The organism is Pseudomonas sp. HS6-2 (assembly GCF_049325675.2).
Classification (GTDB): domain Bacteria; phylum Pseudomonadota; class Gammaproteobacteria; order Pseudomonadales; family Pseudomonadaceae; genus Aquipseudomonas; species Aquipseudomonas putida_N.
Window position 1 is genome coordinate 2,006,381 of the sequence record NZ_CM143906.1, and the last position, 14,576, is coordinate 2,020,956.

Consider the following 14,576-nt stretch of genomic DNA (forward strand, 5'->3'; position numbering starts at 1 on the left):
GAAACAGATCATGCAGATAGCCAACAGACACTTCATCGTCAGCGGCGCCGCGTCCGGGCTGGGCGCGGCTACCGCGCAAATGCTGGCAGAGGCCGGCGCCAAGGTCATGCTGGTCGACCTCAATGCCCAGGCAGTCGAGGCCAAGGCCCGCGAGCTGGGTGACAAGGCCCGCTTCGCGGTGGCCGACATCAGCGACGAGCATGCTGCGCAGGCGGCGGTCGAGGCGGCGGTAAGCGCCTTCGGCAGCCTCCACGGGCTGATCAACTGCGCTGGTATCGTTGGTGCCGAAAAGGTGTTGGGCAAGCAAGGCCCACACGGTCTGGCCAGCTTCGCCAAGGTCATCAACGTCAATCTGATTGGCAGCTTTAACCTGCTGCGCCTGGCGGCAGCGGCCATGGCCGAAGGCCAGGCGGACGAAAACGGCGAGCGCGGGGTGATCATCAACACCGCCTCCATCGCCGCCTATGATGGCCAGATCGGCCAGGCCGCCTATGCGGCCTCCAAGGGCGCTATCGCCAGCCTCACCCTGCCGACCGCCCGCGAACTGGCGCGCTTCGGTATCCGCGTGATGACCATCGCCCCGGGCATCTTCGAAACCCCGATGATGGCCGGCATGAGCGATGAAGTACGTGCCTCGCTGGCGGCTGGCGTGCCGTTCCCGCCGCGCTTGGGCCGTCCTCAGGAATACGCCGCGCTGGCCCGCCACATCATCGAGAACAGCATGCTCAACGGCGAGGTGATCCGCCTCGACGGCGCACTGCGCATGGCTGCCAAGTAAGGAGAATGCACATGACCCTCGCCACTGACCCGATCGTTATCGTCAGCGCCGTGCGCACGCCCATGGGCGGCCTGCAGGGCGACCTCAAGAGCCTGACCGCGCCGCAACTGGGCAGCGCAGCCATCCGCGGTGCCGTGGAGCGCGCCGGCATCGACGCCACCAGCGTCGAGCAAGTGCTGTTCGGCTGCGTGCTGCCCGCCGGCCAGGGCCAGGCCCCCGCACGACAGGCTGCGCTCGGTGCCGGGCTGGGCAAGCACACCACCTGCACCACCCTGAACAAGATGTGTGGCTCGGGCATGCAGGCGGCGATCATGGCCCATGACCTGCTGCTGGCCGGTACCGCCGATGTGGTGGTGGCCGGCGGCATGGAGAGCATGACCAACGCGCCATACCTGCTGGACAAGGCCCGCGGTGGCTACCGCATGGGCCACGGCAGGATCATCGACCACATGTTCATGGACGGCCTGGAAGATGCCTATGACAAGGGTCGCCTGATGGGCACCTTTGCCGAAGACTGCGCCCAGGCCAATGCCTTCAGCCGCGAAGCCCAGGACCAGTTCGCCATCGCCTCGCTGACCCGCGCCCAGGACGCTATCAAGAATGGCCGCTTTGCCGCCGAGATCGTGCCGGTAGAGGTCACCGAGGGCAAGGAGACGCGCGTCGTCAAGGACGATGAGCAACCGCCCAAGGCGCGCCTGGACAAGATCCCGCAGCTCAAGCCGGCGTTCCGCGAAGGGGGCACGGTAACTGCCGCCAACTCCAGTTCGATCTCCGACGGTGCTGCAGCGCTGGTGCTGATGCGCCGCTCCGAAGCCGACAAGCGTGGCCTCAAGCCGCTGGCGGTGATCCACGGCCATGCCGCCTTCGCCGACACCCCGGCACTGTTCCCGACCGCGCCGATCGGTGCCATCGACAAGCTGATGAAGCGAACCGGCTGGAATCTGGGCGACGTCGACCTGTTCGAGATCAACGAAGCGTTTGCCGTGGTCACCCTGGCGGCCATGAAACACCTCGACCTGCCGCACGACAAGGTCAATATCCACGGTGGCGCCTGCGCCTTGGGCCACCCGATCGGCGCCTCGGGCGCACGTATCCTGGTGACCCTGCTGTCGGCCCTGCGCCAGAACAACCTGCGTCGCGGCGTGGCCGCCATCTGCATCGGCGGTGGCGAGGCCACGGCCATTGCAGTCGAATGCCTGTATTGAGGTGAGCCATGCTGGTTACTGACGAGCAACAACAGATTGCCGATGCGGTGCGCGCCTTTGCCCAGGAGCGCCTCAGACCCTTCGCCGAACAATGGGACAAGGCGCACCAGTTCCCCAAGGAGGCCATCGAGGAAATGGCCGAGCTTGGCCTGTTCGGCATGCTGGTGCCGGAGCAGTGGGGCGGCAGTGACACTGGGTACGTGGCCTACGCCATGGCGCTGGAGGAGATCGCTGCCGGTGACGGTGCCTGTTCGACCATAATGAGCGTGCACAACTCGGTGGGTTGCGTACCGATTCTGCGGTTCGGCAACGAGCAGCAGAAGGCGCAGTTCCTGACCCCGTTGGCCATGGGCGAGATGCTGGGTGCCTTCGCCCTGACCGAGCCGCAGGCCGGTTCCGACGCCAGCAGCCTGAAGGCCCGTGCACGGCTGGAGGGTGACCACTACGTGCTCAACGGCAGCAAGCAGTTCATCACGTCCGGGCAGAATGCCGGCGTGGTGATCGTTTTTGCCGTGACCGATCCGGATGCCGGCAAGCGTGGCATCAGCGCTTTCATCGTGCCCACCGACTCCCCAGGCTACCAGGTGGCGAGGGTCGAGGACAAACTGGGTCAGCATGCTTCAGATACCTGCCAGATTGTCTTCGACAATGTGCGCGTGCCGGTGGCCAACCGCCTGGGCGCGGAAGGCGAGGGCTACAAGATCGCCCTGGCCAACCTCGAAGGCGGTCGCATTGGCATTGCCTCGCAGGCGGTGGGCATGGCCCGCGCGGCCTTCGAAGTGGCCCGCGACTATGCCAAGGAGCGGCAGAGCTTCGGCAAACCGCTGATCGAACACCAGGCCGTGGCCTTTCGCCTGGCCGACATGGCTACGAAGATTGCCGTGGCCCGGCAGATGGTGCTGCACGCGGCCGCGCTGCGCGACGCCGGGCGCCCGGCGCTGGTGGAAGCGTCGATGGCCAAGCTGTTTGCCTCGGAAATGGCCGAAAAGGTCTGTTCGGATGCCTTGCAGACCTTGGGCGGTTATGGCTATCTGAGCGACTTCCCGCTGGAGCGGATCTACCGCGACGTTCGGGTCTGCCAGATCTACGAAGGCACCAGCGACATTCAGCGCATGGTCATTGCGCGCAATCTTTGAAGGAGCAGACTGCATGGCATTCGAAACCATCCTGTTGGATATCCACGGCAAGGTCGGCCTGATCACCCTCAATCGCCCCCAGGCGCTGAACGCGCTGAATGCGCAGATCGTCGGCGAGATCAACCAGGCTCTGGACCAGCTCGAGCGTGACCCGAACATCGGCTGCGTGGTGCTCACCGGCTCTGCCAAGGCGTTTGCCGCCGGTGCCGACATCAAGGAGATGGCCGAGCTGCAATACCCGCAGATCTACGTTGAAGACTTGTTCAGCGATTCCGACCGCATCGCCAACCGACGCAAACCGATCATCGCCGCAGTCTCCGGTTTCGCCTTGGGCGGTGGCTGCGAGCTAGCGATGATGTGCGACTTCATTCTTGCTGCCGACAATGCCAAGTTCGGCCAGCCGGAAATCAACCTCGGCGTGCTGCCGGGCATGGGCGGTACCCAGCGCCTGACCCGTGCAGTTGGCAAGGCCAAGGCCATGGAACTGTGCCTGACCGGCCGCCTGATGGGCGCCGAGGAAGCCGAGCGTGCTGGCCTGGTGGCGCGTATCGTGCCGCAGGCAGAGCTGCTGGAAGAAGCGCTGAAGGTTGCCACCACCATTGCCAGCAAGTCGATCCCGGTCAGCATGATGGTCAAGGAAAGCGTCAACCGTGCGTTCGAGGTAACCCTCAGCGAAGGTGTACGCTTCGAGCGCCGAGTGTTCCACGCCGCGTTCGCCACCGAGGATCAGAAAGAAGGCATGGCGGCTTTCATTGCCAAGCGCGAAGCACAATTCAAGGATCGTTGAAGCGAGCAAGGTACTGTTAAGGCAGTACCATACTCAGTGTTTTGCCTGGGTGGATGAAGCGGGCAGGTCGACGCCACGGTATACCTTGGTATACCGTGGCGCTTTCTTTGCGGAGCCGGCAAGGGTGCCAGCGGGCGGATTCCAGCCCCTTTCGGGCAATTTCTCCCATGATTGCTGTTGCTCAAGGCGACGTGGCGCCTTAGACTGCCGCCCCCTGTAAAAGAGTGCCGGTTGGCGCTTGAAGAATTCCGCTGCCGATGCCAAGGCGTCGGCGGCACCTGAATCGCCCAAATGCACATTTTTTCATAGAGAAATCGATGACCAAGGAACAGTTGCTGGCCATGTCGGCCGATGACTACATGAACGCTGACCAGCTGGCTTTCTTTGCTGGCCTGCTGCAGGCGATGAAAGTCGAAACCCATGAACGCATCGAGCTGAGCCGCGCCACCATCGAAGGCCTGGACACCCCGTCGGATCCTGCCGACGTGGCGTCGGTCGAGGAAGAGCGCAGCTGGCTGGTGAATGCCATCGACCGCGACCAGCGCTTGCTGCCGCAGCTGGAAATGGCCCTGGACCGTATCTCCGACGAGAGCTTCGGTTGGTGCGACGACAGTGGTGAGCCAATCGGCCTGAAGCGTCTGCTGATCAGCCCGACCACGAAGTACTGCATCGAAGCCCAGGAGCGTCACGAGCAGCTCGACCGCCACCAGCGTCAAGTTTGACCGGACGCAGTGCGCCAAGCCCCATGGAGCGATCCCTGGGGCTTTTTGCGTTTCCTGTGGGAAAGGCCTCGCGCTATTTGTTGCTCAAGGCGTAAGACTGCTGTACCAGGATGCGCTGTTACACGGCAGTCGCTGGGCGTATCATGACCTTATCGTTAGGGTGCTATCTAAAGTGCCGGAGGGAATGATGAACAGCCGGGTCGATGTAGCGGTAATGATCGGTTCAGGTGTGCCAGCGAGCTTGCAGGCACTGGGCAAGCGGGTCTGTTGGGTGGTCCTGGTCAATGGCGAGCGCCGTGGTACCGCGTTCGCCACCCGTGGCGAGGCCAAGGAATGTCAGGCGGCCTGGTTGCAGCTTATGCAAGATGGCCACGCCGCCTGAACGGTTTCAGGCTTCCAGTCTGCGGGCCAATGCGCAGGCGTCGCGGTGTAAACGGCGAAAGCCCTTGACTCTACCCGTCGTGCTTTCGGTAACGTGGAAGAACTCGATGCCTGCGGGTATCACGACGTAGCGTGGCTTGTCGTTGGCGCATGCGAGGTAAGAAATGTTCTTTACCTCTCGACGGATTTCAGTGTTTTCGTGCATATTCATTCCCCGGTAATGCGTTGATGGATGCCTGAGCCCGTTCTGCCGAGGGGCCTCTAGTTATCTATCGCATCTTTTCTGGCGGGTTTGTTGTCAGACATTACGCTTCCCTGACAGGGAATATGCCGAAAGCCTGTGCTGAGGCTATATCTGGCAAGCCAGAGTAAAGTTTCTTGCGTGCTGCATCGCCAGCGGGCACAGATTTTTCGTGTATCACTTTATTATTCTTTTCGCCTATCGAAATGAAATGGCCGTGCCTCACCGACTTCGAGTGAGAGCGGATGTCACCGGTTTGAGGATTACTTCATTGGCAGTCAGTACACTGGATACCCACGCCTTGTTTGCCCTGGGCGATTTGCGCGGCAAGTTGGCCAAGCTGTTTCAAAGTCGTTTCATCTATGTCACCGAGCAGAGCCCCGAAGGCCTGTACATGGCCGAGATCGACACCGAAAGCGCCTTGGTGGTCGATGACAAACAGCGCCTGGAACTGAAGGTCGGCGATCATTTCCGCGCCGCCGTCTTGCCCAGCCGTGAAGGCGGCAAACTGGAAATGCGCTTTCGCGAGATCAAGCTGAACGTCTACGGTGTGGGCGACTACGCATTTGTCTCGGTGCCGGAAGGCGAGGGCATCGTGTTCCGCGAAGGGCAGGGCGTGATGTTAGTGTTCGCTGCGCAGCAGCAGGTTCAGGAAGGCCTGGGTAAGTTGCTCAAGGCGGTGACCGGCAAGGTCGCCAAGTGGCGCAAGGGTGAGCTGACCACCTTCAAGGCCAGTGAATGAGCGAGGTTGACGAAGCGCCTGGCACGCGTGCCGCGTTTCATCGGCAGCACCAGGCGCAAGCCATGGCCGAGGCCCAGCGCCTGCTGGCGCAACGTGAGGCGATGGGCCCGGGCTGGTTGAGTTGGGTAGCGGCCCAGCTCTATCAGTTGAGCCCTCCACCTTATGCCGCCATGGTGCGGCGTGAGCTGCAGCGCCTTGCCCAGGGCTGAGCCCAGCCGTTTCAGTTGCCGTGATCGCGGCCGCTGCTCACTTCCTCAGGTACGTCTTCTTTCGCCATGCGCTTGCGGAACAGCGCGGCCCTGGCCAGCAGCAAGGTGGTGACCGGCACCGTGATCGACAGCAGGATCGGAATCAGCCAGGCGTGCAGCACCGGGCCATCCTTGAGCCAGGAGAAGTAGATGATCGACGCCAACGCTACGCACCAGGCGCCGATGGTCGATGCCAATGCCGGTGGGTGCATGCGTTGGAAGTAGTCTTTCAGCCGCAGCAGGCCAATGGCGCCGATCAGCGCGAAGAGGCTACCGATCAGCAGCAGGGCGGCAGTGACCAGCTCCAGCCAGAACGGCAGTTCAAGGGATTCGGTCATTCGATCACCTCACCACGCAACAGGAATTTGGCCAGGGCGAACGAGCCGACAAAGCCGAACAGGGCAATCAGCAATGCCCCCTCGAAGTAAGTGTCACTGGCATAGCGGATCCCCAGTACCAGCATCGTCAGCATGCCCAGGATGTACAGGTAGTCCAGCGCCAGCACTCGGTCCTGAGCGGAGGGGCCGCGAAACAGCCGGATCAATGCCAGGCCCATGGCCAGGGCGAAGATGAACAGGCTGGCGAGGACTGCATTGGCGAGCAGACCTGTCATTCGAAGATCTCCATCAACGGGCGTTCGTAGGTGAGCTTGAAGTGCTCGATAAAGGCCGCTTCGTCATCCAGATCGAATACATGCAGCAGCAGTACGCTGCGGTCCAGGGCCAGTTCCGACCATACGGTGCCGGGCACCACTGTGGTGATCATCGACAGTGCCGCGAGGCCGTGGGCGTCGCGCAGGTCCAGCGGGATGTGCACGAAGGCCGAACGTGGCGAACGTTGCCCGGCGCACAGCACGCCAATGGCTACCGACAGATTGGAACGGATGACATCGATGCCGACCCGGCCAATCAGCCTTGCCACCACCCAGGGTTTGCGCACATGCGCGTATTGTGGGCGCAACGGTGCCATCAGCAGTGGGGCCAGCACGGCAAGTGCTGCGCCCAGCAACAGGTTGCCGGGGCTGACCGACAGGTTCAACAGCAGCCAGAGCACGAACAGTGCAGCGGACAGCAGCGGCGCGGGTAACAGTCGGCTCATGGCTGCACCTGTACGTCGAGAGTGGTCGGGCCGGGGACAGGGCGGGCGGCCATCACCGCTTCGATGTAGGCGTCCGGAGCCTGCAGGCTGGCCGCCGTGTCCTGGGTGTAGCGCAGCAGCGGTTCAGCCCTGAAACTGAGAATGATGCACAGGCCGAGCAGGATCACGATCGGCAGGCATTCGTAGCGACGCAGCACGGGTGAGGGACGTTCCTCGGGCTTCCAGAAACGCTGGATGCCGACCCGGCCAAAGGCGATCAGCGAGGCCATGCCCGAGAGAATGAGCAAGGCCACCAGCACCCAGCCCGCCGTCGACAGGGGTTGATCGGCTGGCATGCCCAGGCCCTGCGGATTGAACAGTGCGTTGATCAGGTTGACCTTGCTGACGAACCCGGATAGCGGTGGCATGCCGATGATCAGCAGGGCGCAGGCGATGAAGCTCAAACCGAGGAACGCCATGGTCCAGGGAATGATCTGGCCGATGACAGCCTTCTGATCGTCGTCGAGGTTGATGCCCTTGGGTGGGTGCAGGGACTCGAGCGGTGAAGGCATGGCGTCTTCTTCTTCATCCAGCGGCGCTTCGTTGGCCGAGCGCGAGCGCTCGACCAGTTCGGCGAGCAGGAACAGCGCGCACAGCGCAAGGGTCGAGTTGACCAGGTAGAACAGCGCTGCGCCAGTGAGTGCCGACTGGGCGAAACCGACCGCGCCAAGCAGGGTGCCAGCAGAAACCAGGATGCTCAGCGCTGCCATCCGCTCCAGGCGCTGTGCGGCCAGTATCGACACCGCCGCCACTGCCAGGGTGACCAAGCCGCCGTAAACCAGCCATTGACCGCCAAAATGCGCGGAAGCACCGGCTTGTCCGGAGAACAGCAAGGTCCACAGGCGCAGTACGGCATACAGGCCGACCTTGGTCATGATGGCGAACAGCGCGGCGACGGGTGCACTGGCCGAGGCGTAGGCGGGCACCAGCCAGAAATTCAGCGGCCAGATGCCGGCCTTGGCCAGGAACGCGATGGCCAGGATCGCCGCGCCCGCATGCAGCAGGCCACGATCGGCTTCTGGCACCAGTGGGACCTTCAGGGCCAGGTCGGCCATGTTGAGGGTGCCGGTCACGCCATACAGCATCGCCGCGCCAACCAGGAACAGCGATGAGGCGAACAGGTTGATCGCGATGTAATGCAGCCCTGCACGCACCCGCGCACGGCCCGAGCCATGCAGCAGCAAGCCGTAGGAGGCGGCCAGCAACACCTCGAAGAACACGAACAGGTTGAACAGGTCAGCGGTGAGGAAGGCGCCATACAGGCCCATCAGCTGGATCTGGAACAACGCATGGAAGCTGGCGCCGGCACCATCCCAGCGAGCGCGGGCGAACAGCAGGGCGCTGATGCCGATCACGCCGGTCAGGGTCAGCAGCAGGGCTGAAAGGTGATCCACCACCAGCACGATGCCAAAGGGCGCGGGCCAGTTGCCGGGCAGGTAGACGCCGATCGATTCCGCCTGCCCCTGGGTGCGCACCCACAGCAGCAAACAGACCGCGATGGCAAGCCCGGTGAAGGTGGACAGCAGGTTCAGGCGTGCCTTGATCTGGCGATGCTTCTCGCCCAGCAGCAGCATCACCGCCGCCGTTAGCAGCGGCAGCAGGATTGGGGTGACGATCAGTTGACTCATGCCACTCATTCGTCACGCTCCCGGCCGTCCACGTGGTCGGTGCCGGTCAGGCCGCGCGATGCCAGCAATACCACCAGGAACAGCGCTGTCATGGCAAAGCTGATGACAATGGCGGTGAGCACCAGCGCCTGTGGCAGCGGGTCGGTGTAGTGCAGCAGGTCCTGGGTCACGCCGTCCTTGATGATCGGCTCCTTGCCGATAAACAGGCTGCCCATGCTGAAGATGAACAGGTTGACCCCATACGACAGCAGGCACAGGCCCATGATCACCTGGTAGGTGCGCGGGCGCAGGATCAACCACACCCCGGAGGCGGCCAGCACACCGATGGCGACTGCAATGACTTCTTCCATCAGGCGGCTCCTGCTTGGCTGGATTTCGACGGGCTGCCCGGGCGGTAGGCACGCACCGACTGGTGCGCCAGGGCGGTGAGGATCAGCAGGGTCGAGCCGACCACCACGGTATACACGCCGATGTCGAAGAACAGCGCGCTGGCCACGTGCACGTCGCCAAGCACCGGCAGGTGCAGGTGGGCGGTATGGGTGGTGAGGAAAGGGTAGCCGAGCAGCATGGCGCCGACCCCGGTCAAGGTCGCGCAAAGCAGCCCGGTGCCCATCCAGCGAAGCGGGCGCAGGCTCATCTGTGCTTCAACCCACTGGGTGCCGGCCACCATGTACTGAAGGATGAACGCCACCGACATCACCAGGCCGGCAACGAAACCGCCGCCCGGTTGGTTGTGGCCACGCATGAACAGGTACATCGACACCAGCAGGGCGATTGGCAGCAGCAGCCGAACCAGTACCGCTGGCACCATCATGAAGCCAAGTGCGGTGTCGGTGGCATGCCGTGGGTTGATCAGGTCGGTGACCACATCGGGGGCCAGCTGGCGCTGCTGGGCCGGCAACTGCATGCTCTCTTTCGGTGGGCGGAAGCGCCGCAGCAGGGCGAACACGGTGAGCGCTACGGCCACCAGCACGGTGATCTCGCCGAGGGTATCGAAGCCACGGAAGTCCACCAGCATCACGTTGACCACGTTGGTGCCGCCGCCTTGCGGCAGGGCACGGCTGAGGTAGAAGGACGAGATGTCGTTGGGCGTTGGCCGGGTCAGCATGGCGTACGAGAGCGCCGCCATGCCACCGCCGACCAGCACCGCCAGCAGCAGGTCGCGCAGGCGTCGGGCGCGGGCGCGGTCCAGGCTGCCGGGCAGCGGCGAGACGCCTTCGATACGCCGTGGCAGCCAGCGCAAGCCGAGCAGGATCAGTACCGTGGTGACCACCTCGACCACCAGCTGGGTAAGGGCCAGGTCCGGGGCAGAGAACCAGACGAAGGTGATGCAGGTCATCAGGCCGCAAACGCCGACCATGATCAACGCCGCCAGGCGGTGGTACTTGGCCTGGTAGGCGGCGCCGATGGCGCAGGCGATGGCGATCAGCCACAGCGCGACGAACACGCCAGAGCCCGGAATCTTCGGCCGGTCGCCCCAGCTCAGGCCGCTGTACAGCATCGGCGTGAGGCCGGCGAGGAAGGCTGCCAGCACCAGCATGAACAATTGCGATTGCAGGCGGCGGCTGGTCATCAACCGCTCCATGCGTCGCGCCAGCAGCATCAGCCTGACCTGACCGTGTTCGAACAGGCGCTTGCCATTGAAGCGTTCGATCAGCGGCGGATACGGGAAGCGACCAAGGCGCAACTGGTTGCGCAGCAGCAGGTAGAGGACGATACCGCCGCTCATGGCCACCAGGCTCATGATCAGCGGGGCGTTCCACCCGTGCCAGATGGCCAGGCTGTATTCTGGCAGCGTGCCACCCACCACCGGCAGTGCGGCGGCGGCCAGCAGCGGGCCGACCGACTGGGCCGGGAAGATACCCACTACCAGGCAGGTGAGCACCAGCAGTTCGACCGGTGCACGCATCCAGCGCGGTGGCTCGTGCGGTTTGTGCGGCAGGTCCTTTGCAGTCGGCCCGAAGAACACGTCGACGGTGAAGCGCAGGGCATAGGCGACGCTGAAGGTACCGGCAAGGGTGGCGATCACCGGCAGGGTCGCTTCGACCCAGGCTGTGGAGTTGATGAACACGGTTTCGGCAAAGAACATTTCCTTGGAGAGGAAACCGTTCATCAACGGCACGCCGGCCATCGAGGCGCTGGCCACCATGGCCAGGGTCGCGGTGTAGGGCACCAGGCGGATCAGGCCGCTCAGGCGGCGGATGTCACGGGTGCCGCTTTCATGGTCGATGATGCCGGCGGCCATGAACAGCGAGGCCTTGAAGGTGGCGTGGTTGAGGATGTGGAACACCGCGGCGACTGCGGCCAGCGGGCTGTTGAGGCCCAGCAGCAGGGTGATCAGGCCCAGGTGGCTGATGGTCGAATAGGCCAGCAGCCCCTTGAGGTCGTTCTGGAACATCGCGGCAAAGGCGCCCAGCAAAAGGGTTATGGCACCCGCGCCGCCAACGATCCAGAACCATTCTTCACTGCCTGACAGCACTGGCCAGAGACGCGCCAGCAGGAACACCCCGGCCTTGACCATGGTTGCTGAGTGCAGATAAGCGGAAACTGGAGTGGGTGCTGCCATGGCATGGGGCAGCCAGAACTGGAAGGGGAATTGCGCACTCTTGCTCAGTGCGCCGATCAGGATAAGCGGCAGCAGCACCGGGTACAGTGCGTGCTGGCGGATGGTTTCGCCGGCAGCCAGGACCTTGTCCAGGTCGTAGCTGCCGACCACATGGCCGAGCAGCAGGGCCCCGACCAGCAGGCATAGGCCGCCAGCCCCCGTGACCATCAAGGCCATGTAGGCGCCGCGGCGGGCGTCGGCGCGGTGATGCCAGTAACCGATCAGCAGGAAGGAGAACAGGCTGGTCAGTTCCCAGAAGAACACCAACTGAATCAGGTTGCCGGAGATCACCAGGCCGAGCATGGCGCCCATGAATGCCAGGAAGAAGGAAAAGAAGCGCGGCACCGGGTCTTGCGGCGACATGTAGTAGCGGGCATACAGCGACACCAGAGTGCCGATGCCCAGTACCAGCAATGAGAACAGCCAGGCGAAACCGTCCATGCGCAGGACCAGGTTCATGCCCAGGCTGGGCAGCCACAGCAGTTCTTCGCGAATTACGCCGCCATCGGCAATTTGAGGGTACAGCAGTGCTACCTGGACGGTGCCGGCCAGGGCTACGAGCCCGGCAAGGATGGACTCGGCGTTACGTGCGTTGTGCGGCAGCGCAGCTGCCAGGCAACTGCCCACGAACGGCAGAAGCAGTAGCACTATCAATGACATAGGTTCTATTCTGGAAAGGTTTGCAAGGATCATACGTGCCGGACCGTTGATCACCAACACGCAAGCTGTCGCAGAATCCTACAAAAGCGCTGTGACAAGCTGTTTTTTTATAACAGTTTTTTACAGAGCATAGACGCTGCCGGGCACTTCACAGCCCGGCTTCGGTTTCGCGGGGGGCTGGCGCTTCGAGGGTGTCGCTGGTTTCGCGGTTGCGGCGGATCTTCAGCTCGCTGACCACCACGGCGACGACGATCAGCAACCCGCCGATCAACGCGATGCCTGGCAGGCGCTCGCCGGCAATGCGCCCGACGATGCCGGCCCATACCGGCTCGCCCGCGTAGATCAGCGTGGCACGGGTGGGCGAAACCGACTTCTGTGCCCAGTTCATCGCCACCTGGATCACCGCGCTCATGGCGCCCAGCCCCAGCGCGCTGAGCAACAGCAACCAGGAAAAGTCAGGGAGACGCTCCTGGGTCGGCACGATCATCAGGAACGCCAGCAGCGAAGCGGTCGCCAACTGCACCACGGTGACCCGGCGCACATCGACCTGGCCGGCGAAGCGGCTGATCAGGATGATCTCGGCGGCGATGGCTACCGCGCTCACCAAGGTCACCACTTCACCCTCGCTGAAATGCAGCGCGCCGCCTTCGGGGCCGGCCAGCAGCATCAGGCCGACGAACGCCAGGCTGATGCCGATGCTCGGCATCAGCCCTGGGCGGCGGCCCAGCACCAGCCATTGCAGCAGTGGCACGAACGGGACATAGAGCGCGGTGATGAATGCCGACTGGCTGCTGCTGATGGTCTGCAGGCCCATGGTCTGCAGGCCGTAGCCCAGCATGATGGACACGCCGATCAGCACGCCGGCCTTCAGTTCGGTGAAGGTCAGCCCGGACAACGCGCGCGCCGAGGCCAGGCTGACGAACAGCGCCGCTGCGGCGAAGCGCAGGCCGACGAAGAACATCGGGCCGCTCACGGTCATGACGTTGTGCACCAGCAGGAAGGTTCCGCCCCACAGCATGGTGATGAACACCAGCACCATTTCCGCCTTGCTCAGGCGAAAAGATACCGCGGTCTGTGGGCTGCTGGTCGGTTGGCTCATGGTCTTGCGCACTCGGAGGGGGCGGCGCACAATCGCCGCAAAGTGGGCAGTATACTGCGCAATCCGTAGAAGTGAGCAATATAGTGCACAAAGATCCCGCGCACCGTGCATCGGTGCTGCAGCATGTCAGCCTCAATGTCCGCAGCCTGCGCAACGCGGCCGGGATGAGCCAGAGCGCCCTGGCCGAACGCTCCGGGGTCAGCCGTCGGATGTTGGTGGCGATCGAGGCGGGCGAGAAGAATGTCAGCCTGACCACCCTCGATCTGATTGCCGAAGCCCTCGGGGTGGTGTTCAGCACCCTTATCCAGGCCCCGGACCAGCGCGACCCCAGTCGTATCGACGAGCTTGCCTGGACCGGCGAGCACCCGCAAAGCAAGGCCGTGCTGTTGGCCAGCAGCACGGCCCGGCGCGAAGTGGAAATCTGGGAGTGGACCCTCGCGCCTGGCGAGTGCTACACCAGCGAAGCCGATGCCGAGGGCTGGAGTGAGCAGATCTACGTGGCCCAAGGCCAATTGACGCTGATCATCGAAGGCGCCGAGCACTGCCTGCAGGTCGGGCAGTTCCATGTGTTCCCCAGCAACTGCCGTTATGCCTACCGCAATGATGGAGCAGTGCCCGTGCGCTTCGTGCGTAATGTGGTGATCTGACCGGCTGCGGATCAGCCCTTGAGCAGCTCGTCGGTCTTCACCACCTTGGCATAGGCAAACGCCAGCGCGGCCATGGCCGAGTTGTGCACATGGGCGGCCGGTACCTGCTTGCCATCGAACTCCAGCGGCAAGGTGGCGCAGGCATCGTGTGCCACGGTGACGTCAAAGCCGAAGTCGGCGGCCGCGCGGGAGGCGGCGTCGATGCACATGTGGCTCATGCTGCCGACGATGGTCACGGCCTTGACTTGATGCTGGTCCAACGTCTGCTTCAGGTCGGTGCCGAGAAACGCGTTTACCTTGTGCTTGAGTACCACGGGTTCGCCTGCTGTTGGCGCAACCTTCGAATGAATGGCCGAGCCTTGTGTGCCCGGGGCGAAGAATGGCGCATCGGCGCTGTCGAACTCATGCCGCACGTGAACCACCAGGTCGCCTTTCTCACGTGCCGCGGCGAGCAGGCGTGCGGCGTTGTCAGCCGCCTTGTCGGCACCGTCGAGGGTCCATTTGCCGCCGGGGAAGTAGTCGTTCTGAATATCGATAATGATCAGGGCCTGCTTGCTCAT

17 protein-coding genes are annotated in these 14,576 nt (G+C 63.5%); 9 read left to right on the forward strand and 8 right to left on the reverse strand.

What is annotated here, in order from left to right; genetic code table 11:
- The first annotated feature begins 10 nt into the window (after window positions 1-10).
- The 8 genes from ACOKS3_RS09305 (at window position 11) to ACOKS3_RS09340 (ending at window position 6,201) form a co-directional block, all read left to right on the forward strand.
- The gene (locus ACOKS3_RS09305) at window positions 11-778 is read left to right on the forward strand and encodes an SDR family NAD(P)-dependent oxidoreductase (RefSeq protein ID WP_103446656.1); all 768 of its coding nucleotides are present in this window, start codon (window positions 11-13) and stop codon (window positions 776-778) included.
- 11 nt (window positions 779-789) lie between these two features.
- Entirely contained in the window at window positions 790-1,983 is a 1,194-nt protein-coding gene (locus tag ACOKS3_RS09310; protein WP_103446657.1) for an acetyl-CoA C-acyltransferase, read from the forward strand.
- 8 nt (window positions 1,984-1,991) lie between these two features.
- Window positions 1,992-3,119 carry an acyl-CoA dehydrogenase gene (locus ACOKS3_RS09315; RefSeq protein ID WP_103446658.1) on the forward strand — a complete coding sequence of 376 codons (1,128 nt, stop codon included), beginning with the start codon at window positions 1,992-1,994 and terminating at the stop codon, window positions 3,117-3,119.
- A 13-nt stretch (window positions 3,120-3,132) separates the two neighbouring features.
- The gene (locus ACOKS3_RS09320) at window positions 3,133-3,906 is read left to right on the forward strand and encodes an enoyl-CoA hydratase (protein WP_103446659.1); all 774 of its coding nucleotides are present in this window, start codon (window positions 3,133-3,135) and stop codon (window positions 3,904-3,906) included.
- A 317-nt stretch (window positions 3,907-4,223) separates the two neighbouring features.
- The gene (locus ACOKS3_RS09325) at window positions 4,224-4,628 is read left to right on the forward strand and encodes a TraR/DksA family transcriptional regulator (RefSeq protein WP_027919101.1); all 405 of its coding nucleotides are present in this window, start codon (window positions 4,224-4,226) and stop codon (window positions 4,626-4,628) included.
- Window positions 4,629-4,815: 187 nt separating this feature from the next.
- Window positions 4,816-5,010 (forward strand): hypothetical protein, encoded by a 195-nt coding sequence (locus ACOKS3_RS09330; RefSeq protein WP_159411346.1) that lies wholly within the window; start codon window positions 4,816-4,818, stop codon window positions 5,008-5,010.
- Between the two features lie 511 nt (window positions 5,011-5,521).
- Window positions 5,522-5,992 (forward strand): hypothetical protein, encoded by a 471-nt coding sequence (locus ACOKS3_RS09335; RefSeq protein WP_422763281.1) that lies wholly within the window; start codon window positions 5,522-5,524, stop codon window positions 5,990-5,992.
- Window positions 5,989-6,201 carry a hypothetical protein gene (locus tag ACOKS3_RS09340; RefSeq protein WP_103446662.1) on the forward strand — a complete coding sequence of 71 codons (213 nt, stop codon included), beginning with the start codon at window positions 5,989-5,991 and terminating at the stop codon, window positions 6,199-6,201. The genes ACOKS3_RS09335 and ACOKS3_RS09340 overlap by 4 nt, the downstream gene beginning before the upstream one ends.
- Window positions 6,202-6,212: 11 nt before the next feature.
- Here ACOKS3_RS09340 and ACOKS3_RS09345 read toward each other — a convergent pair whose 3' ends face one another.
- The 7 genes from ACOKS3_RS09345 to ACOKS3_RS09375 all read right to left on the reverse strand — a co-directional run bounded on the left by ACOKS3_RS09345 (window position 6,213) and on the right by ACOKS3_RS09375 (window position 13,369).
- Window positions 6,213-6,578: a Na+/H+ antiporter subunit G gene (locus tag ACOKS3_RS09345; protein ID WP_103446663.1), complete on the reverse strand. Its 366-nt coding sequence runs from the start codon at window positions 6,576-6,578 to the stop codon at window positions 6,213-6,215.
- Window positions 6,575-6,853, reverse strand: coding sequence for a K+/H+ antiporter subunit F (locus ACOKS3_RS09350; RefSeq protein WP_103446664.1), 279 nt, complete (start codon window positions 6,851-6,853; stop codon window positions 6,575-6,577). The genes ACOKS3_RS09345 and ACOKS3_RS09350 overlap by 4 nt, the downstream gene beginning before the upstream one ends.
- Window positions 6,850-7,338 (reverse strand): Na+/H+ antiporter subunit E, encoded by a 489-nt coding sequence (locus ACOKS3_RS09355; protein WP_422763282.1) that lies wholly within the window; start codon window positions 7,336-7,338, stop codon window positions 6,850-6,852. Before ACOKS3_RS09355 ends, ACOKS3_RS09350 begins: the two co-directional genes overlap by 4 nt.
- A complete protein-coding gene (locus ACOKS3_RS09360; RefSeq protein WP_422763283.1) occupies window positions 7,335-9,014 on the reverse strand; it encodes a monovalent cation/H+ antiporter subunit D in 1,680 nt (559 codons plus the stop codon). Before ACOKS3_RS09360 ends, ACOKS3_RS09355 begins: the two co-directional genes overlap by 4 nt.
- On the reverse strand, window positions 9,011-9,355 hold the full coding sequence (locus tag ACOKS3_RS09365) for a Na+/H+ antiporter subunit C (protein ID WP_003250128.1): 345 nt from the start codon (window positions 9,353-9,355) through the stop codon (window positions 9,011-9,013). Before ACOKS3_RS09365 ends, ACOKS3_RS09360 begins: the two co-directional genes overlap by 4 nt.
- Window positions 9,355-12,270, reverse strand: a complete 2,916-nt coding sequence (locus tag ACOKS3_RS09370) for a monovalent cation/H+ antiporter subunit A (RefSeq protein WP_422763284.1) — start codon at window positions 12,268-12,270, stop codon at window positions 9,355-9,357. Before ACOKS3_RS09370 ends, ACOKS3_RS09365 begins: the two co-directional genes overlap by 1 nt.
- A 148-nt stretch (window positions 12,271-12,418) precedes the next feature.
- Complete coding sequence (locus ACOKS3_RS09375; RefSeq protein WP_422763285.1) at window positions 12,419-13,369, reverse strand: DMT family transporter; 951 nt, start codon at window positions 13,367-13,369, stop codon at window positions 12,419-12,421.
- A gap of 83 nt (window positions 13,370-13,452) precedes the next feature.
- Between ACOKS3_RS09375 and ACOKS3_RS09380 the strand changes: the two genes are divergently transcribed.
- Window positions 13,453-14,016, forward strand: a complete 564-nt coding sequence (locus tag ACOKS3_RS09380) for a helix-turn-helix domain-containing protein (RefSeq protein WP_103446669.1) — start codon at window positions 13,453-13,455, stop codon at window positions 14,014-14,016.
- 11 nt (window positions 14,017-14,027) lie between these two features.
- On the opposite strand, the gene ACOKS3_RS09385 is transcribed toward ACOKS3_RS09380, so the two are convergent.
- On the reverse strand, window positions 14,028-14,576 hold the full coding sequence (locus tag ACOKS3_RS09385; RefSeq protein ID WP_103446670.1) for a cysteine hydrolase family protein: 549 nt from the start codon (window positions 14,574-14,576) through the stop codon (window positions 14,028-14,030).